Origin of the sequence: Bacteroides sp. Marseille-P3684, assembly GCF_900291465.1 — a bacterium.
Lineage (GTDB): Bacteria > Bacteroidota > Bacteroidia > Bacteroidales > Bacteroidaceae > Phocaeicola_A.
This window is the reverse complement of sequence record NZ_LT985808.1, coordinates 2,431,050-2,450,212: the sequence shown is the minus strand read 5'-3', so window position 1 is coordinate 2,450,212 and position 19,163 is coordinate 2,431,050. Positions and strand designations below refer to the sequence as shown.

Genomic DNA, 19,163 nt, shown 5'->3' with positions numbered 1-19,163 from the left:
ATCATGAAAAAGATTTACCGACATACAGGCAGCCTCCTGCTGCTGGCAGCCCTCGCCGCAGGCATGCCCGCGTGCAGCGATTTCCTCACCGAAGACCCCAAGGGGCAGATGACCACCGGCGGATTCTTCACCGGAAAGGAGGACCTCGACGCCTCCCTCAACGCACTCTACTCCGTCATCGCCGTCTCGCAGGGACAGAACAACTACTGCGGAACCAACTTCCTCGCGGGCGACGACATCTCCACCCACCCGGCAAGCAACAAGCAGCCCTTGCGCGAACATGACCAGTACAGCGTCACCGACAACAACTCCTGGCTCGTGAGCATGTGGGAACAACGCTACAAGGTCATCAAGGCGGCAAACTTCATCATCAACAATGCCGCCCGCACGCCCGGCGTGGCAGAGGAAACCATCCGCCAGGCCATCGCGCAGGCACACTACTGGCGCGCGTACTCCTACTTCTACCTCGTGACCACCTGGGGCGAAGTGCCCGTGATGCTCGAAGAGGAAATCAACTACGAGGCGCCCCTCTCGTCGGTGGAAGACGTCTACGCGCTCATCGTCTCCGACCTGAAGACCGCTGAAGAAGGCTGCCCGGTGATGTACACCTCCGAGCCTTACGCCCGCAACGGCGTCAACATCGCCGTCAGCCGGGGAGCTGTCCAGGCAACCCTCTCGTACGTCTACATGTGCATGGCAGGATGGCCCCTCAACAAGGGCGCGGAGTATTACCGCCTCGCAGCCGACAAGGCGGAGGAGGTCATCGACGGCGTGGAGGACGGCACGTACTATTACCGTCTGCTGGACGACTTCAGCCAGGTGCACTCGATGGCGTACAATGCCAACAACCCGGAGGTCATCCTCGGCATCTACTACAACCGCGACCGCACGGCACAGGCGATTCCGCAGACCGACATCCTCCAGGACATGATGCAGAACGGCTGGGGCGACACGAACGGCGAAATCAAGTTCTGGAAGGACTTCCCCGACGGACCGCGCAAGGAGGCGACCTATTTCCCCAAAATCATGCTCACCGACGGCGAACTCCACGACTGGTGGTATGACACCGACCCGCCCTCGCGCGAAGTCGTGGCGCCCGTGTTCATGAAGTCCGTGGAGTCGCCCGAACGCGGAACGGAATTTGACTATACCAACCCGCAAATCCTGTCATCCAACGGCGAGAAGACCGTGCAGGTCATCCGCCTGGCGCAAGTCTACTGCTGGTTTGCCGAGGCGACGGGGCGGGCTGGCGAGGTGACCACCAAGGCGGTGGAGATGCTCAACCGCGTGCGCAACCGTGCCGACGGGAAGGCTTCCAACCTCTACACCACGGCAATGACCCCCGAGGAACTCGCCGAAGCGGGATACAACGAACACGGGTGGGAGATAGCCGGCTATTATTGGGGCGGACTGGCATCGCGGGCACGCGACATGTTCCGCATGTACCGCTTCAAGGAGCATTTCGAGTTCCGCAAGCAGAACCCTGAGATTGAAGTCGCTCCGGGCGTCTTCCGCAAGGAGGCGGTCCCCGTGACCGGCAGCTGGGATGACAGCCGGATGTATTCGCCCTATCCGTACGAAGACGCCATCCTGAATCCGAATCTCCACCGTTGAGCGTCCGTCGGCTGGACCCCCTCCCCGAGGCGGACAACCCGGATGCAACCGAACACAGCCCCTATTCTTTTCATTCTGGTCCCGGAAACAGCCTTTCCTGCGTCTCCCGAAATCGTCGGATGCAGGAAACAGCGTTTCCGGGACCTTTTCATCGGTTGGGACGCAGGAAATGCCGTATCCAGCGTCTCACAAAACATTTTGGCGCTGGAAATGCCGTATCTTTAACCTTTCAAAACATTTTGGCGCTAGATACGACGTATCTTTAACCTTTTGAAATGTTTTGAAGCTGGATACGTCATATCCTTAACCTTTAAAAATGTTTTGGCGCAGGATACGACGTATCCTTAACCTTTCGAAACATTTTGGCGTTGGAAATGCCCTTTCCGGCGTCTCGCAACATCAGTTGGCGCCGGAAATGCCGTATCCCGGACCATCCGAGCGCATTTGCCCCCGTCGACGTGTGTTTCCGGCTTCTCCCGGACGTCGGGGGACACGGAAACGGACGATTCCGGGACCTTCCGCGTCCGTGAGTGCCCCCTGTACGCCGTCTCCCGCCCCGGGGTGTTCAGCGGAAGTCGCCTGCCGCGTTGCCTTACGGGTTCATTCACACCGCGCTCCGGGTGCAGGAAGCCGATTTTTTGCTTAATTTTGCGGCGCATTTAGAATCGAGCTGATGAATATACAGGAATTACAAGCTGTTTATGAGAGCCATTCGAACACGAAGGCTTTCGCCGCACTTTGTGAGAAAGCGTCCGCACGGACCATTTACTTGGAGGGACTTTGCGCCTCGGCGGCTCCCTTGTTTCTATCATCCTTCATACGCCGGAAACGGGACTACATCGTCTGCATCCTCAACGACCTCGAGGAGGCGGGCTACTTCTACCACGACCTGACGCAGATAAACGGCGACACGGACGTGCTCTTCTTCCCGTCCGCCTACCGCCGCGCCATCAAATACGGGCAGAAGGATTCCGCCAACGAAATCCTGCGCACCGAGGCGCTGAGCCGCCTGGGCAAGGGGGCGTCGCCCGTCTGCATCGTCACCTATCCCGAGGCGCTGGCAGAGAAGGTCGTCTCGATGCAGGCCCTCTCGGCACGGACGCTGCTGCTGGAGACGGGTGGGAAGTATGACCCCGTGGAGGTGGAGAAGACCTTGTCGGATTTCGGCTTCGAGCGCGTGGATTACGTCTACGAGCCCGGTCAGTTTGCCGTCCGCGGAAGCATCGTCGACGTCTTCTCCTTCTCGTCGGAGTACCCCTACCGCGTGGACTTCTTCGGCGACGAGGTGGACAGCATCCGCACGTTCGAGGTGGACAGCCAGCTGTCGAAGGAGAAGAAAGACCGCATCGCCATCGTCCCGGAACTGACGGGCGGAGGTGCAGGCGAGGTGCAGCTGCTCGACTTCCTGCCCGAAGGCTCGATGCTGTGGATAAAGGACTTCCACTGGGCGTGCGAGAAGGTCGAGTCGGTCCACGGCGAGGCGGTCTCCCCGCAGGCAGCCGTCGCCCTGGCGGAAGAGGAGGGCGTGGACCACGTGGTGCTGCCCTCGACCGTCACCGGCGAGGAGTTTGCCCGGCGGATGCTCGACTTCCGGCGCGTGGAGTTCGGTAGCAAGCCGACGGGGACGCCCGACGCCACCCTGCACTTCTCGACCGAGATGCAACCCATCTTCCACAAGAACTTCGACCTCGTGGCGTCGGTCCTGAAGGAGCTGCTCGCCAAGGACTACCGCCTCTACATCCTCTCGGACAGTGTCAAGCAGACGGACCGCATCCGTGCCATCTTCGAGGAGCGCGGCGACGACATCCCCTTCACGCCCGTCGACCGGACGCTGCATGAAGGCTTCACCGACCACACCCTCCGCACGTGTTTTTTCACCGACCATCAGATATTCGACCGTTTCCACAAGTACAATCTCAAGAGCGACAAGGCGCGCAGCGGCAAGGTGGCGCTCACGCTGAAGGAGCTCAACCAGTTCGAACCGGGCGACTACGTGGTGCACATCGACCACGGCATCGGGCGGTTCGCCGGACTGGTGCGCATCCCCAACGGCGACAGCACGCAGGAGGTCATCAAGCTGGTCTATCAGAATGACGACGTGGTGTTCGTCTCCATCCACGCGCTGCACAAGATTTCCAAGTACAAGGGGAAGGAGGGCGAGCCGCCGCGCCTGAACAAGCTCGGCACGGGCGCCTGGGAGAAGCTGAAGGAGAAGACGAAGAGCAAAATCAAGGACATTGCCCGCGACCTCATCCGTCTCTACGCCCGCCGGCGCGAGGAGAAGGGCTTCAGCTTCAGCCCCGACTCCTTCCTGCAGCACGAGCTGGAGGCGAGCTTCCTCTATGAGGACACGCCCGACCAGCTGAAGGCGACACAGGAGGTGAAGGCTGACATGGAGAAGGACCGTCCGATGGACCGCCTTGTCTGCGGTGACGTAGGCTTCGGCAAGACCGAAGTCGCCATCCGTGCCGCCTTCAAGGCAGTGTGCGACAACAAGCAGGTGGCGGTGCTCGTGCCGACGACCGTGCTGGCATACCAACATTACTGCACGTTCCGCGACCGGCTGAAGGACTTCCCCTGCCGGGTGGATTACCTGAGCCGCGCCCGCAAGCCGTCCGATGTGCGCCGCATCCTGAAGGAGCTGAAGGAGGGCGAGGTGAACATCCTCGTGGGCACGCACCGCATCATCGGCAAGGACGTCAAGTTCAAGGACCTGGGGCTGCTGGTCATCGACGAGGAGCAGAAGTTCGGCGTCGCGGTGAAGGAGAAGCTCAAGCAGCTGAAGGTGAACGTCGACACGCTGACGATGACTGCCACGCCCATCCCGCGCACGCTGCAGTTCTCCCTGATGGGTGCGCGCGACATGTCCGTCATCCAGACGCCGCCTCCCAACCGCTACCCGGTGCAGACGGAGGTGCACACGTTCAACGAGGAAATCATTGCCGAGGCAATCAACTTCGAGATGAGCCGCAACGGGCAGGTGTTCTTCGTGAACAACCGCATCAACAACCTCGAGGAGCTGAAAGCCATGATTCTCCGCCTGGTGCCCGACGCCCGCGTCTGCATCGGTCACGGACAGATGGCTCCCGAGGAGCTGGAGCAGGTCATCCTGGGTTTTGCCAACTATGACTACGATGTCCTGGTGGCGACGACCATCATCGAGAGCGGTATCGACATCCCCAATGCCAACACCATCATCATCAACCAGGCACAGAACTTCGGCCTGAGCGACCTGCACCAGATGCGCGGCCGCGTGGGGCGCAGCAACAAGAAGGCGTTCTGCTATCTGATGGCTCCCCCCTTGTCGTCCCTGCCCACGGAGTCGCGCCGGCGTCTGCAGGCCATCGAGAACTTCTCGGACCTGGGCAGCGGCATCCACATCGCCATGCAGGACCTCGACATACGCGGTGCGGGCAATCTGCTGGGGGCGGAGCAGAGCGGCTTCATCGCCGACCTGGGTTACGAGACGTACCAGAAGATTCTGGCGGAAGCCATCACGGAACTGAAGAACGACGAGTTCGCCTCGCTCTATGAGAACGGCGACGGTCAGGTGGCAGCCGGCGAGGAGAAGCTCAGCGGGGAGGAGTTCGTGTCGGAGTGTACGGTGGAGAGCGACCTGGAGCTGTTGTTCCCCGACGAATATGTGCCCAGCAGCAGCGAACGCATGTTGCTCTACCGCGAGCTGGACGGGCTGGAGCTCGACAAGGATGTGGAGGCATACCGCCAACGCCTGGAGGACCGATTCGGCAAACTGCCCCAGGAGAGCGAGGAGCTGCTGAAGATTGTCCCCCTGCGCCGCCTGGGCAAGCGGTTGGGCATCGAGAAAATCTTCCTGAAGGCAGGGCGCATGAGCCTCTACTTCGTGAGCAACCCCGACAGCCCCTACTACCAGAGCGAGGCATTCGGCAAAGTCATTGCATACATGGGGAAATATCCGCGTCAGTGCAACCTGCGCGAACAGAACGGCAAGCGCAGCATGGTGGTGCGCGATGTGGAGAGTGTGGAGCATGCCGTCCTGATATTGAAGGAAATGTTCAGCCTGAGCTGCTGAGCCCGGGGACGTCGGCAGGACGTCCACCGCGGGATACGGACAGAGGCACAAGGTGCGGCGGAAGAATCACGCTGCGTCCTTGTGCCTCTGTCCTGTCTTTATTCAGCGGACCACCTTGCACTTGCCGCTGGCGGAGCGGATGTCCAGGCGGATGACTTCCGTGCGGTGGAACGACTTCTCGGTGTACTTCAAGCCGACGGTCTTGTCGTCGGGCGCATATTTGTCGAGGATGAGTTCGAGCGCCTTCATGCGTTCCTCGGCGGGCAGCCCGGTGTGAGCGGTACAGGCGAGGACGACGCTCTCATAGTTGGTGGTAAACTTGGATGGGACGACTCCCGTCCGTCCGATGATGGTGAATGTCACGAGTGGCTGGTGTGCCAGGCAGGTGAGCTTCCTCCCTTGCGGTGCACAGTGGATGTACAGCGCATTGAGGCTTTCGTCCCACACGTAATTGACGGGGATGCCGTATCCCTCGCCTTCCGGTGTGACCATCGACAGCACTCCATATTCTCCTTTTCTGACCAGTTCGTCTGCCAGGTTCTCGTCGAGCAACCGGTCTTGCCGACGCACCTGTTCGTTGGTGTAATTCTTCATTGTCTATCTCTTTTTATTGAAGTTGAATCCTACGTAGAATTGCAGGATGCCATAGGTATTGTTTATCCAGAAACGTTTGCGGTGGTAGTCGTACGTGTGCGCCAGGAGGGATGCCCCGACGTAGTACTTCGTGTTGTTGTAGACGACGGCGGCACGCGTGATGACGTCGAAGTTGATGTTGTGGTCGGTCTCGTTGTACGCCTCGTTCTCGAAGCAGATGTCGGACGCCTTGTACCCGACGGCAGGCGTCACGGAGAGGTTCGCCAGGCAGTTCTTGGCGAAGACCCAGTTGTAGCCGTAGCCGAAGTTCAGGCTGTAGTCGATGTAGCGTATCTTGCGGAAGCGCATGTTGTCCTCCAGCTGTCCGCTGATGCCCTCGGGCAGTTGTCCGGGGTCGAAGAGGAACTTGTGGCGGGAGTAGGAAAAGCCCGCAATGAGCGAGCCGGCACTTTTGCGCTGGTTGGTCGACTGGCTGTAGGCGGCAGGGTAGGAGAAGCGTCGGTTGTTGAAGATGTAGTAGAGATTGATGCCCTTCATCTCCGACTTCAGTCCGTCGAAACGGAAAGTCTGCCGGCTGTCTATGTGGTCGAATCCCGAGACATTCTTCACCTTGAAGTTGTTGCTGCTCTTCAGGTAGTAGATGTCGGCTCCCAGCTTGGCGCTGTAGAGGCTGAGGTTGAATTCGCTCTTCTGGCTCCGGTGGCTGTCCTTGCCGAAGAGGTCGTGCACGTCGACGGACCATCCGAGGAAAATCCAGCGCCACCCGAAGTATGCGCCGATGCGCCACGAAGGGGTGGGGACAAAGGTGAGGCTCTGTTCCTTCGCCGAGGAGCTGGCGATGCGGTAGTGCTCGTACGAGCTGGTCGTGTTGAGCATGAAGGTGAAGTTGTAGAGGTTCGGGGTGATGTAGCGCGGGTCGGGATTGTTGAAATCGATCCATTGCACCATACGCGTGAACCAGGACTTGCGTTTCTCCTTGCCGACGACGGAATCGGTCTCCAGGCTGTCAGTCGGTGTGTCTGTACGGACTGGCAGCGTACGTGTGAGGGACGGTCCCCCTTGCGCATGCAGGAGCAGGCAGGACGTCAGTAAGAGAAAAGCGATGCAGAAGGTCAGGCGGAATGGCATGTATGAGGTGTTTGACAGATTACAGTTTGTGCAGGATACGGTCCATGACCCAGTTGGTCGGTGTGGCGCTTACGCCGTCGCACGTGCAGATGGTTTTGTTCTGCAGATGCTCCACGACCGCCTTTATCAGCGGGTATTGGATGTTCTCCGGGTTCTCGAAGGTGAATTCTTCCCGTCCGCGTTCCGTATGCAGGGCGATGGGGGCGAACGAGAATACCGAGAAGCAAATCATCCCCTTGTCGCCGATGATTTCGATGCGGTCTTCCTTCGCCGATTCGTGCGCGACAAAGCACCACGAGCCGGAGCCGGGCAACCCGTTCTGGAACTTGAAGCAGGCGCTGACGGAATCCTCTGCCGAGTAGAGTCCCCCGCGGTTGCTGCTGACGCCTTCGGCCTCCAGGATGCATCCGAACATGTCCTGCAGGATGTCTATCTGGTGCGGGGCGAGGTCGTAGAAATATCCGCCTCCGGCGATGGTGGCATTCAGTCGCCACGGCTGGTCGGTCTTGCTGTTGTCCAGTGCTCCGGGCGGCTGTGCGAAGCGGATTTGTACGTTGATGACCTTCCCGATGGCCCCCTCCTTGACGAGTTGCTTCACCTTCTGGAAGTAGGGCAGGTAGCGCCGGTAGTATGCCACGAAACACGGCACGCCGGTCTCCTCCGAGATGCGGTTGATGCGTGTACAGTCTTCATAGCTTGCCGCCATGGGCTTCTCGATGTAGACCGGTTTCCCGGCTTTCATCGCCATGATGGCGAAGGTGGCGTGCGACGACGGGGGCGTGGCGATGTACACGGCATTCACTTCCGGGTCATCGACCAGTTCCTGCGGGTCGGTATACCAGCGCGATACGTTGTGCCGTTGTGCATAGGACCGAGCCCTCTCGGCATTCCGGCTCATCACGGCAACCACTTTAGACCCTTCGACTTTGTTGAAAGCCGGTCCGCTCTTCTTCTCGGTTACATCTCCGCAACCAATAAAGCCCCATTTAATCATAGTGTCTCTTGTTTTTTGTTGGATTGTAAAGCTTAACTTAAAAAATATACATCTGTGAATTGCAAAGTTATCCAATTTACTTACTTTTGCCACACATATCACCGATTTTTAATAGTATAAATTATGGAAAACATAGAGCATTTAAGTACCTTTTATAAGCGTCGGGGATTTTCGGGACGCTTGTCCGGTGGCTATAAGTTTCTGGAGAAGAATTTACAGACCATATTGCGTGTCGGTTCGTTTATCCTGATTCCGTATGCTGTCATACTGGCATTTGCCATGACCTGGCTGATGGATATTGTCCAGCAGATGGAAGCGACGGCGGATGTGACCGCTCTGATGGCATCTCCCGGTGCACTTGCCGACTTTTATTCTTCGTTGGCATTGCGTCTGCTGGTGTGCGGTGTGGTAGCCCTGTTGGGGACGTGTTGCTGGAAAGCTCTTGTCTTCGGCATCTTCCGCAAGTATGTTGATTTGGGATATGTGCCTTCCATGAAGCTCGGTTCCTGGTGGTCATGGATGCAGCGGGATGTCTGGCGCTATTTCCTGTATGCCTTGTTCATCCTGTTCTTCTGGCTGATTGTCGCTGCCATCTTCTATATGCTCATCACGCTGACTCCCTGGTTAGGATTGCTGCTCATCCCGGTATTGCTGTATTGCGGTGTCATCTTCAAGCTCTTTCCTTATTATTATATGTTGGAACGCGAGTCGTTGTGGGATGCTTTTCTGCACGCTTTCCGCAAGGGGACTCCCAACTGGGGTTCGACCTTTGCCATTGTGGTACTGGCAGGCATCATCACCGGTGTGTTCTGCTTTATCTGTTCGTTGCCGACGTCCATTACCTGGTTGGTTGACGGGATGGTTGCCCGGGGCAATGTGGATGGCGTTGCGGCCGATTTGCCGGGTTACTATGTTGGCTTGAAAGTAGCGTTCTGGGCTATCAGCCTGTATGCTTCCGCCTTGGCTACGCTGTTGACCGACGCACCGATGCTGTTCCAATATGGTACGCTGATGTCGGGTGAAAAAGAGAAGATGCTGGCAGATGCACGTGCCGAGCAGGAACGCCTCAAAGCCGAGCGCATGCGTCAGGCTGCTGAACAAGAGCGCGAGGCTGCCCGTCGGGATGGTTCGGCATATCGTCCGTGGTAAGACAGGAACTGGATGCCTACTTTCTTTCTGCCAAGTGAAAAGCCGATATTTGGGTGTAGTTTGAACAAACTTATTACTCTTAAACATTTTTTCTAGGTTCTACCTTTCTTTTTGAAGAAATATCCATTATCTTTGCAGCGCAATTGAGAAGGAAGGAGGTCCTCAACGAAAGAACGATTTCTTCCGCACTCAATCTTCAAATTGCATTTTTCTCTCTCTATATATAAATTAATTGTAATATCCTGTCCGGGCTTGTGAAAGTCTGGACAGGATTCTTTTTAACCCAAATCGATCATTAGACCGCTCAAAGTTCTGGCTCTGGCTCCCCGTTTTACAAGGGCACGCTCTTTGAGCATCTTGTTCCCCTCTGTCGGCATCTTCTTCCTCGTTCTGTTTCGACGTAGCCCGCTACGTCTTCACCAAAACGAGAAACAAGCTGCCTGACAGATGCGAACAATCTACTCAAAGTCTAATGATCGATTTGGGTTTAAGGGTATACTTTGGTTCCCGGGGCATGAAGGACCAGCCTGATGTGTGCAGGCATGAAAATATCCCCTGCTTGTACAGGCTCGCTAGCCGACAAGCAGGGGATTCGTGTAAGAAGAGTATGTGATGAAAAGAGAGTTGTGTAATCCTTGTTTTCAGGGGATGCCAAACAAGAGCTTGCCATCTTTGACCGTTACGTTTACCAGTCCGGTGCGTTGCAGCATGTTGATGATGGTCTTCATGTTGTCATACCGACTCAGGTAAGCGCCGAAGCGTACATCCCTGGCAGCCTGATCGGCAAAATCATAGTCAAAGCTATACCAGCGGGAGAGGGTGCGAAGAATATCCTCCAGGCGTTCGTTCCGGAAGAGGAAGTGCCCTTCATGCCATGCCACAAACTCTTTCGTATCAACGGCATGTACCGTCAATTCATGCGATTTCCTGTCGTATACGATTTGTTCTCCGGGTCGGATACGGGTCCCATCCATTTCCAACGCACCGCTTTCCAATGTAATCTGCATCAAGTCTTCGTCCGGATAGGCATGTACGTTGAAGGAAGTCCCCAGCACTTGCAGCCGTTTGTCTCCCAGCTCAATGACGAAAGGATGTTTGCTGTCTTTGGCTACTTCAAAATAAGCTTCGCCCTCAAACTTCACCAGACGCTCCTTGCCACGGAAAGCCAAGGGATGAGTCAGCGTACTCTGGGCATTCATGAAGATTTTTGTCCCTTCGCCCAAGGTGATATGGTATTCCATGCCTTGCAGCGTCCGGATTTGGTTGTAGATAAGTGTGTCGGGGATATCTTTTTGCGGAAGGAACTTGACTCCGTCAGATTCCTGGACGATCTGAACGCCTTTCAGTTCGTTGTAGATACATTTGCTGTCGGAATTTAAATAAATGATTTCGTTGTTGCTCAATACCAGCTGTGCGGAGTGTGTTCCGGCGGGGACGTCCAATGCGGCAAGTTGTATGCCTTCTCCCGCTGTATGCCGGTAATGGTAATAGATGCTTCCCGCTGCAAGCACCAGCAAAACGGCTGCGGCAGCAGCTGCAATCCATCTTCGGGTGGCAAAAGGTGAACAATGGTTTTGTTTCCGGATTGTCTGTTCCACCTGCTCCCAGCGTTCAGCGGGCGGGAACTGTTCCAGTTCCTGTTGATGGACCAGGTAGTCTTTTTCGTCCGTCAGTTTGTCTGCCAGCTCCTGATGCCGGCGGTCGGCCAGTCTCCACTCATCCAGCTGTTGGTTCTCCTCCGGTGTGATGGAGCCGGTCAGTTTCTTTGCCAGCAGGCGAGCGATATCTATACATTTCTGTATGTCCATGGTTCGGTATTTACGGTCTTTATGGGTATAACAACCGGCAGTGGCAAATGGGGTAGTCACTGCAGTATTATTTTTAGTTTCTAAATGAACAACAATAGAAAGAAGTGTTCTTTCAAAATGATACGCAGTTTCTTGTAAGCCGTCTTCTTGAGCGAATGTACGGTACCTTCTGAGATAGAAAGAATCCGGGCTATCTCGCTGTTGCGTTTCCCGGACATACTCAAGCGGATGATGCGCTGCATCTGTCCGGGCAGGCTTTCCACGGAACGCCGCACTTGCAGGTAGGTCTCCTGACGGATAATCCGGTCCTCCAGCACCTCATCGGCGATGATATCCGGCATGGAGGCTGATTCATCCTTAAACTGTTCATGCTTGAGCACATTCAGACTTTTGTTGCGTGTGGTGATGTAGAGGAAGCTTTTCACCTGACGGATGTCATCAAATCGTTCACGAAGCTCCCAGTAAGTAAGCAGCGCATCTTGCGCGATGTCCTTGCAACACTCTCTGTCGGCAATGTATTGGTGTGCCAGGGCACAGAGCATCGGGTAGTAGTCGTTGAAGAGCTGCCTGAATGCCTGGATTCGGTTGTTTCGTATGTCTTTGATGAGATCGCTCATTCGTCAGAGGCTGTAAGTGTAGTGTTTAGAGAAAATCTCCCGTTGTCGGTCAACGCATCTTCCTTCCACCCGGATGCCGTTGCTTCTTGCTTGTCGGATTGTTTTTGTCTCTTGTGTAGAGTTTGTCAATCAGGTCACTCCTCCCGATACGGCGCAATTCAGCCATGATGTTGGCACGTTCTTCGGGTTTATACCAGAAGAAGAACATGCGTTGGGCAAGTTTCTCGCGCGGTGTCTTGGCAGAGAATACCGGTTCAAGCGTGTAAGGATGAACCCCTGTATACCATGCCTCCGTACTGACTGTCATCGGAGTCGGTGTGAAATCCTGCACCTGCTCCAGATGGAAGTCCAGCTGTTTCGTGAGTACGGCCAGTTCTGCCATGTCAGCTTCCGTACATCCGGGATGGCTGGATATGAAGTAGGGGATGATTTGCTGCCTCAAGCCGAATTGCCGGTTGACGGTATCAAAGATACGCTTGAAGGCATAGAACTGTTCAAACGACGGCTTGCGCATCAGTCGGAGTACATGGGGACTGGTATGTTCCGGAGCCACCTTCAGGCGTCCGCTTACATGATTCTGTATCAGTTCCCGGGTATATTCATCCGCACTCCGGTCGATGGACTCATCTCCACTGCGGTGCAGCAGCAAGTCGTAACGTACCCCACTGCCGATGAAGCTCTTTTTGATGCCGGGAAGTGCATCGACGGCATGGTAGATTTCCAGTAACGGACGATGGTCGGTATTCAGGTTGGGGCAGATTTGCGGATGGATGCAGGAAGGACGTTTGCACCGGTGGCAACGGCTCTGGTTGCGTCCGCCCATGGCATACATGTTGGCTGAGGGACCTCCCAAGTCAGACAGATAGCCTTTAAAGTCCGGTTGCTCGACAATCGCCTTCACTTCCCTGAGTATACTTTCCTTGCTCCGGCTCATGATGAACTTTCCCTGATGGGCGGATATCGTACAGAACGCACATCCGCCGAAACATCCACGATGGATATTGACAGAGAACTTGATCATGTCGTATGCAGGAATACGTTTCCCCTTGTATTTCGGATGGGGCATGCGGGTATAAGGCAGGTCGAATGAGTGGTCCAGTTCCTGTTGGGTCAGGGGAGGGAAAGGAGGATTGACCACGACCATGCGGTTGTCGACAGCCTGAAGGATGCGTTGTGCCTCATATTTGTTGGATTCTTCCTCAATATGACGGAAGTTGATTGCCTGTTTCTTCTTGTCTGCCAGACATTCCTCGTGGGAGTACAGGCAGATGTCGGTGTCGGTAATGCCTCCCGGGACTTCCTGCGGACGGACGAGGAATGCGGTCTGGCGAACATCTTGTGGGAGATGATGACGGCTGACAGAGAATTCCCTTTCGTCTGCGCCGAGCATGGCTTCCATTTTCCGGCAAAGCTCCACAACCGGTTTCTCTCCCATGCCGTAAATGAGCATGTCGGCTCCTGAATCGACAAGGATGCACTTCTTCAGTCGCTCCTGCCAATAGTCATAGTGGGACAAGCGTCGCAGAGAGGCCTCAATGCCTCCCAAGACAACGGGTACATCGGGGTACAAGCGTTTCAACGCCTGTGTGTAAACGATGGTCGGGTATTCCGGACGCAAGTCATGCCGTCCGTCGGGCGTATAAGCATCTTCTGAACGGAGACGGCGGTTTGCAGTATACTTGTTGACCATGGAATCCATACATCCGGGTGCCACTCCAAAGAACAGGCGGGGACGTCCCAGTTTCTTGAAATCGCGCAGGTCGTCACGCCAGTTGGGTTGGGTCACGATGGCAACACGCAATCCTTTCGCTTCAAGAATCCGTCCGATGACAGCCGTCCCGAATGAAGGATGGTCCACATAGGCATCGGCACTGAAGAGGATGACATCAAGTGTATCCCAACCACGAAGTTCGACTTCCTTCTTGGTGGTGGGTAACCAATCGGTGAGTTTATATTCACGCATGTTGTAAGGTTTCTGTATGGATAGGGTTCAAACAGGAGGGGAAAGTGGATTGGGTTTATTCTTCTTTCTCCGCCGGAGCAGGATGTTCCGTGTTCCAGGTCTTGTAAAGGTTCACCAGGGCATTCAGACCGAAAGCTTTCATGTTGTTGTGATAAATCACGTCGATGCAGAGGTCCAGCAAATCCTTGCAGTTGCATTCAGCGGAAGCTATCAGGGAACGGACGTTGAGCTTCAGCTTGTCAAGCACACTTTCGTCGACAATCCCGTTGCTGTCGATGAGGTGTTCAAATAACGCATATTTGCGGATGGTCTGTAGATGTTCTTCGGAAATCTCCAGGTTTCGGGTTCCTGTCGGGTTGGTCTGTATGGTATACATAGCTTATAGGGGTTTGGTTTGGTGTGACAAATGTATAAAATTCCTCCGAGAGCGTCGGATTCTCGGAGGAATTATTTAGTGCTGGCAGATGTGGCTGCCCGATGGTATCCGGTACAGGATGTCAGTTGCCGGAGAGCTGTTTGTGCATGGCTGCAGCAGCCCGCCGTCCGTCGCCCATGGCCAGAATGACGGTTGCTCCACCGCGTACGATGTCACCGCCGGCATAAATGGTCGGGATGGATGACTGCATGTCCTCATTGACAGCGATTGTGCCTTTGCGCCCCAGCTCAAGTCCCGGGATGGAGTGGGGGACAATGGGATTGGGCGATACGCCGACACTGACGATAGCCATGTCGATGTCTATCGTTTCGGTAGCTCCGGGGATGGGCACCGGACTGCGACGTCCGGAAGCGTCGGGCTCTCCCAGTTCCATCTTCTGCAGAACGACCTGCTTGACGGCACCTCGTTCGTCGGCAATGTATTCGATGGGGTTATGAAGCGTGATGAACTCCACTCCTTCCTCTTTCGCATGTTTGACTTCCTCCAGACGGGCGGGCATCTCCTGCTCCGAGCGTCGGTAGATAATCATGGCACGTTCCGCTCCCAACCGGCGGGCCGTACGTACCGAGTCCATGGCGGTATTGCCTCCTCCGATGACGGCGACGCGTTTGCCAAACGTCACAGGCGTGTCACTGTCTTCGCTGGCAGCATCCATCAGGTTTACGCGGGTCAGGTATTCATTGGAGGACATGATATTGATGGAGTTCTCTCCGGGGATATTCATGAAATTGGGAAGTCCGGCACCCGATGCCACAAAGAATCCTTTGAATCCGGCTTCTTTCAGTTCGTCGACACTGAGTGTTTTGCCGATGATGCAGTCTTTCACGAAGTGTACACCCATCTTACTCAGGTTCTCGATTTCCACGTCGACAATCTTGTTCGGCAGACGGAACTCGGGTATACCATATTTCAATACACCGCCAATCTCATGCAGTGCTTCAAACACCGTGACGTCGTAGCCCAGTTTCACCATGTCTCCGGCAAAAGACAATCCGGCAGGTCCGGACCCGATGACTCCCACCTTGATTCCGTTCTTTTCGGCAACACGAGGCAGTGCAATGTGTCCGCTTTCACGTTCATAGTCGGCGGCAAAGCGTTCCAGGTAACCGATGGCTACAGCAGGTTCGCCCATCTTGAGGTGGATACATTTCGATTCACATTGTTTCTCCTGCGGACACACACGACCGCATACAGCCGGCAGGGCGCTGGTCTCTTTCAATACACGGGCGGCTTCGAGGAATTCTCCACGTTCAATGTTCTTGATAAAGCCCGGGATGTTGATGCCTACAGGACATCCCGTCATGCAAGTCGGATTGGCGCAGTCAAGACAGCGTTGGGCTTCCACAACAGCCTGTTCGGCACTCAACCCACGGTTCACCTCTTCCTTGCGGCTATGTGAACGGTACTCGGGATCCAACTCAGGCATGACAACCCGTTTGATGGCTGTACGTTCCTTGGGCTTCATGCTTTTACGCAATGCCACGCGCCATTCGGTATCGCGGCTGTCACGGTCTATCTCAGCCTGGCATTCATGTTCATCCTGGAAACGTTGCATCTCTTCCTGTTCTGCCTTTTTGAAGGCTCCCATCCGCTTGAGCATTTCGTCAAAGTCAACCTGATGTCCGTCGAATTCAGGACCATCGACACAGACGAACTTGGTCTTTCCCCCTACGGTGATGCGGCAGGCGCCACACATGCCTGTTCCGTCGACCATGATGGTGTTCAGGGAAACGTCGGTCGGAATGTTGTATTTCTTTGTCAGTATGCACACGAACTTCATCATGATGGCAGGGCCAATGGCAAAGCATTTGTCGACCTTTTCACGTTGGATGACACTTTCGATACCTTCCGTCACAAGTCCCTTGCGCCCGTAAGAACCATCATCCGTCATGATGATAACTTCGTCAGAACTCTTTCGCACTTCGTCTTCCAGGATAATGAGGTCTTTGCTACGTCCTGCCAGCACGGAGATGACACGGTTTCCTGCTGCCTTCAATGCCTGGATAATGGGGAGCATGGGAGCGACGCCTACACCACCTCCGGCACATACTACCGTTCCGAAGTGTTCGATGTGCGTGGCTTGTCCGAGCGGTCCCACGATATCGGTGACCTCGTCGCCGACGTTCAGTTCGCAGAGTCGGGTGGACGACAAACCCACTTTCTGAACCACGAGTGTAATAGTGCCTTTCACGGGGTCCGCTTCTGCAATTGTCAGCGGCATGCGTTCTCCTTTTTCTCCCACACGTACGATGACAAAGTGTCCTGCTTTACGTGATTTTGCAATCAGAGGAGCTTCGACTTCTATTTTGAAGACTTTCTCTGAAAATTGTTCTTTCGAAATGATCTTATTCATGTTTGTTCTAGTGCTTTAAGTATCTATCTAAAAAAGTTGGCGTATAGAAACTTCGCAAAGATAGTGGCTTTTGACGTATTGCCCAAAAGTATCTTCCTAAAATGCTCTGCCGAGACAGGCGTCAGCTAGCAAATTGTTATTGAATGGAACCGGTTTGAAACGTAACATCGGGCAGTAATGCCTGTTGGAATGAATCAGGCGAGGGGATAGGTTGTCAGAAGGTAAGAGATGCAGAGACGATAACTTTCTTTCGTATTGTCAATGAATCTTGGGTTCCGGTGAATGATTGATGCCGGAAAGAGATAATGGATGTGCATGTGTCAAGTCTCCGCTGCAGCAAACGAAAGTCCTGCATGGCATGTTTTCGGAAGATAGAGCTCTTGTCGGATGCCATGCAGGACTTCATGGACGGGTGCCTGATGCGAGGGTCAATCCAGATGGAATACTTCCTCCATGGTCGCCCACCATTCTCCTTCCGCCCGGCTTTCGAGAGGCTGCTGGCACGGTTCGCAGAAGGTCCACCAGCGTTGCGTCTCGGGGTCAGCTGCCATCTTGGCCATGTCGGCAGCATAATCGTTGCCGGTATATTCGTAGTAGCTGAACAGATAGCCGTCCTTGTAGTAGATGCTATAGTTCTGCAGGTTGCACTCTTTGATCATTTTCTTTACCGAGTCCCAAACGGCAGCGTGCAACCGCTTGTACTCTTCCAGGCGGCCCGGAGCCACCTTGATTACACTTCCATAACGTTGTACCATGGTGATTAGTTTTTATAGTTTTCAGGTTCTTGTTCATCGCAGCCGCAGGTAGTCACCTACCCGGGGCGTATAGTCTTCGTCTTTATCGTTCAGTTTATACAGGGATTTCAGGCGCATGCCATAAGTCTGGGCGATGGAATACATCGATTCTCCTTGTTTCACCCGGTGGATGATATGTGGTTTGGGAGCCTTCCGGTGTTTCTTCTCCAGGTAGACAATGTCTCCGTCGCGAAAGCGATAGTCCTTGTAGAGGTCATTGTATTTACGCAGCTTGCGCTTGGATATTTCAAACTCGTTCGAAAGCGATTCGAAGGTGTCTCCATCGCGTGCTATCACATAGAGAAGACCGTTGGCGAGGAGCGGTTCGTGGACGAAACGTACCGGTTGGTCATACTTGCTTCGTCCTTTTTTGGTATCCAGCTCATCCAGTTCATACAACTCAATGATGGAAATCAGCTGGTCGGCATAACGTGGGTTCGTGGCATAGCCTGCCTTCTTCAATCCCCGTGCCCAGCCTTTGTAGTCGGTGGTCTTCAGCTTGAACAGGAAGGAGTAGCGTCCCCGTGTGGTGAGAAACCGTGAATGGTCCTCGTAGGATTCCCGGACTGATTTGTACGCACGGAAACATTCTCCCCGGGCATCATCGTCGTGGTAGACGGTACGGCCATTCCAGTTGCCGCCACATTTGATGCCGAAGTGGTTGTTCGATTGCCTTGCCAGCTGGCTGCGTCCGGCCGCGCTCTCCAGCAGTGCTTGTGACATGGTGATGCTTGCCGGAATCCGATAGCGTGACATCTGTTCGACGGCGAGGTCCTTGTATTTATGGATATAGTCCTCGTAGAGCTTGGTCCTGGTCTGTGCAGTCATGGTCAGGACTGTGCCCAGGCAGGCCATCCCCGCTAACCAATATCTGAGTTGCATACGTCAATTCGTTTTGAGTTTGTGCATTACTTGAATGGATAATCACTTTTGACGCAAAGTTAATGGAATCTGTATGTCACGTATCTATCTGATGGAAATTCTTGTGTAAACAAAACATTTCTTTGGGCTTTTTGTCTATTTTTGTAGGCAACCAACATTCAGTCTGTGATTATGCAAAAGCTAGAAATCATTTGTCCCGTCCAGGTGTTGTCTGAAGAGGAATTGGCTGTTGCCGATTTGCAACTGGTGCGTGCCGCCTGTGAGGCAACTTCGCGCAGCTATGCTCCCTATTCCTCCTTCTCGGTAGGAGCAGCCTTGCGTCTGGCTGACGGAACGGTCATCCAGGGAAACAACCAGGAGAATGCAGCTTATCCGTCGGGACTGTGTGCCGAACGGACGGCGATGTTTTATGCGCATGCCGCACATCCGGAACTTGCCTTTGACACGCTGGCGATTGCGGCTCATGACGGGAAAGGCTTTACCGCCCGTCCGGTCACTCCCTGCGGAGCCTGTCGTCAGGTGATGACGGAGATGGCAAAAGTCTCCGGGCATGCCTTCCGGGTGCTGCTGTATGGCACGGAGCGTATCTATCTCCTGGAGGATGCCCGTATGCTCCTTCCACTCTCCTTTGACCTTTGAACCCAATCAGCCACGGTGGATTACCGAAAAGCTTTCTTTATGTTCCAAACGCCAGAGACTCTTTGGGCGTCGGTGCCGATACGGGTGATACGAAAAGAAGGTGTATCAGAATTGGATTTTCCATTTTGATACACCTTCTTG

14 protein-coding genes are annotated in these 19,163 nt (G+C 54.7%); 4 read left to right on the top strand and 10 right to left on the bottom strand.

What is annotated here, in order from left to right; all coding sequences use genetic code 11:
• Positions 1-3: 3 nt before the first annotated feature.
• Together C8275_RS09620 and mfd are read left to right on the top strand one after the other, a co-directional pair.
• The gene (locus C8275_RS09620) at positions 4-1,614 is read left to right on the top strand and encodes a RagB/SusD family nutrient uptake outer membrane protein (RefSeq protein ID WP_106484972.1); all 1,611 of its coding nucleotides are present in this window, start codon (positions 4-6) and stop codon (positions 1,612-1,614) included.
• Positions 1,615-2,287: 673 nt separating this feature from the next.
• Positions 2,288-5,665, top strand: a complete 3,378-nt coding sequence (gene mfd / locus C8275_RS09615; RefSeq protein ID WP_106484971.1) for a transcription-repair coupling factor — start codon at positions 2,288-2,290, stop codon at positions 5,663-5,665.
• A gap of 102 nt (positions 5,666-5,767) precedes the next feature.
• Here the strand turns inward: mfd and C8275_RS09610 are convergent, their stop codons facing one another.
• The 3 genes from C8275_RS09610 to C8275_RS09600 are packed head-to-tail and all read right to left on the bottom strand — an operon-like array spanning position 5,768 to position 8,381.
• Complete coding sequence (locus C8275_RS09610; RefSeq protein ID WP_106484970.1) at positions 5,768-6,259, bottom strand: pyridoxamine 5'-phosphate oxidase family protein; 492 nt, start codon at positions 6,257-6,259, stop codon at positions 5,768-5,770.
• Between the two features lie 3 nt (positions 6,260-6,262).
• Positions 6,263-7,387, bottom strand: a complete 1,125-nt coding sequence (locus tag C8275_RS09605; protein ID WP_234395738.1) for a DUF4421 domain-containing protein — start codon at positions 7,385-7,387, stop codon at positions 6,263-6,265.
• A 19-nt stretch (positions 7,388-7,406) separates the two neighbouring features.
• Positions 7,407-8,381, bottom strand: a complete 975-nt coding sequence (locus C8275_RS09600; RefSeq protein ID WP_106484969.1) for a Gfo/Idh/MocA family protein — start codon at positions 8,379-8,381, stop codon at positions 7,407-7,409.
• A 123-nt stretch (positions 8,382-8,504) separates the two neighbouring features.
• Between C8275_RS09600 and C8275_RS09595 the strand changes: the two genes are divergently transcribed.
• Positions 8,505-9,530: a hypothetical protein gene (locus tag C8275_RS09595; protein ID WP_157948239.1), complete on the top strand. Its 1,026-nt coding sequence runs from the start codon at positions 8,505-8,507 to the stop codon at positions 9,528-9,530.
• 641 nt (positions 9,531-10,171) lie between these two features.
• Here C8275_RS09595 and C8275_RS09590 read toward each other — a convergent pair.
• The 7 genes from C8275_RS09590 to C8275_RS09560 form a co-directional block, all read right to left on the bottom strand.
• The gene (locus C8275_RS09590) at positions 10,172-11,338 is read right to left on the bottom strand and encodes a FecR family protein (RefSeq protein ID WP_106484967.1); all 1,167 of its coding nucleotides are present in this window, start codon (positions 11,336-11,338) and stop codon (positions 10,172-10,174) included.
• A gap of 80 nt (positions 11,339-11,418) precedes the next feature.
• A complete protein-coding gene (locus tag C8275_RS09585; protein ID WP_022384570.1) occupies positions 11,419-11,955 on the bottom strand; it encodes an RNA polymerase sigma-70 factor in 537 nt (178 codons plus the stop codon).
• Between the two features lie 49 nt (positions 11,956-12,004).
• The gene (locus tag C8275_RS09580; RefSeq protein WP_106484966.1) at positions 12,005-13,918 is read right to left on the bottom strand and encodes a YgiQ family radical SAM protein; all 1,914 of its coding nucleotides are present in this window, start codon (positions 13,916-13,918) and stop codon (positions 12,005-12,007) included.
• 55 nt (positions 13,919-13,973) lie between these two features.
• Positions 13,974-14,294 carry a hypothetical protein gene (locus C8275_RS09575; RefSeq protein WP_106484965.1) on the bottom strand — a complete coding sequence of 107 codons (321 nt, stop codon included), beginning with the start codon at positions 14,292-14,294 and terminating at the stop codon, positions 13,974-13,976.
• Positions 14,295-14,415: 121 nt separating this feature from the next.
• Positions 14,416-16,707, bottom strand: coding sequence for a bifunctional dihydroorotate dehydrogenase B NAD binding subunit/NADPH-dependent glutamate synthase (locus C8275_RS09570; protein ID WP_106484964.1), 2,292 nt, complete (start codon positions 16,705-16,707; stop codon positions 14,416-14,418).
• Between the two features lie 428 nt (positions 16,708-17,135).
• Positions 17,136-17,462, bottom strand: coding sequence for an L-rhamnose mutarotase (locus C8275_RS09565; RefSeq protein WP_106484963.1), 327 nt, complete (start codon positions 17,460-17,462; stop codon positions 17,136-17,138).
• A gap of 33 nt (positions 17,463-17,495) precedes the next feature.
• Positions 17,496-18,383, bottom strand: coding sequence for a glucosaminidase domain-containing protein (locus C8275_RS09560; protein WP_022384565.1), 888 nt, complete (start codon positions 18,381-18,383; stop codon positions 17,496-17,498).
• A 171-nt stretch (positions 18,384-18,554) separates the two neighbouring features.
• On the opposite strand from C8275_RS09560, the gene C8275_RS09555 reads away from it, so the two are divergent.
• Positions 18,555-19,022, top strand: coding sequence for a cytidine deaminase (locus C8275_RS09555; RefSeq protein ID WP_106484962.1), 468 nt, complete (start codon positions 18,555-18,557; stop codon positions 19,020-19,022).
• The last annotated feature ends 141 nt before the right edge of the window (positions 19,023-19,163 follow it).

Bases quoted from the DNA above. Each gene is read 5' to 3' on its own strand.
- C8275_RS09620 (WP_106484972.1), top strand. From the start codon at position 4: ATGAAAAAGATTTACCGACATACAGGCAGCCTCCTGCTGCTGGCAGCC.
- mfd (WP_106484971.1), top strand. From the start codon at position 2,288: ATGAATATACAGGAATTACAAGCTGTTTATGAGAGCCATTCGAACACG.
- C8275_RS09610 (WP_106484970.1), bottom strand. From the start codon at position 6,259: ATGAAGAATTACACCAACGAACAGGTGCGTCGGCAAGACCGGTTGCTC.
- C8275_RS09605 (WP_234395738.1), bottom strand. From the start codon at position 7,387: ATGCCATTCCGCCTGACCTTCTGCATCGCTTTTCTCTTACTGACGTCC.
- C8275_RS09600 (WP_106484969.1), bottom strand. From the start codon at position 8,381: ATGATTAAATGGGGCTTTATTGGTTGCGGAGATGTAACCGAGAAGAAG.
- C8275_RS09595 (WP_157948239.1), top strand. From the start codon at position 8,505: ATGGAAAACATAGAGCATTTAAGTACCTTTTATAAGCGTCGGGGATTT.
- C8275_RS09590 (WP_106484967.1), bottom strand. From the start codon at position 11,338: ATGGACATACAGAAATGTATAGATATCGCTCGCCTGCTGGCAAAGAAA.
- C8275_RS09585 (WP_022384570.1), bottom strand. From the start codon at position 11,955: ATGAGCGATCTCATCAAAGACATACGAAACAACCGAATCCAGGCATTC.
- C8275_RS09580 (WP_106484966.1), bottom strand. From the start codon at position 13,918: ATGCGTGAATATAAACTCACCGATTGGTTACCCACCACCAAGAAGGAA.
- C8275_RS09575 (WP_106484965.1), bottom strand. From the start codon at position 14,294: ATGTATACCATACAGACCAACCCGACAGGAACCCGAAACCTGGAGATT.
- C8275_RS09570 (WP_106484964.1), bottom strand. From the start codon at position 16,707: ATGAATAAGATCATTTCGAAAGAACAATTTTCAGAGAAAGTCTTCAAA.
- C8275_RS09565 (WP_106484963.1), bottom strand. From the start codon at position 17,462: ATGGTACAACGTTATGGAAGTGTAATCAAGGTGGCTCCGGGCCGCCTG.
- C8275_RS09560 (WP_022384565.1), bottom strand. From the start codon at position 18,383: ATGCAACTCAGATATTGGTTAGCGGGGATGGCCTGCCTGGGCACAGTC.
- C8275_RS09555 (WP_106484962.1), top strand. From the start codon at position 18,555: ATGCAAAAGCTAGAAATCATTTGTCCCGTCCAGGTGTTGTCTGAAGAG.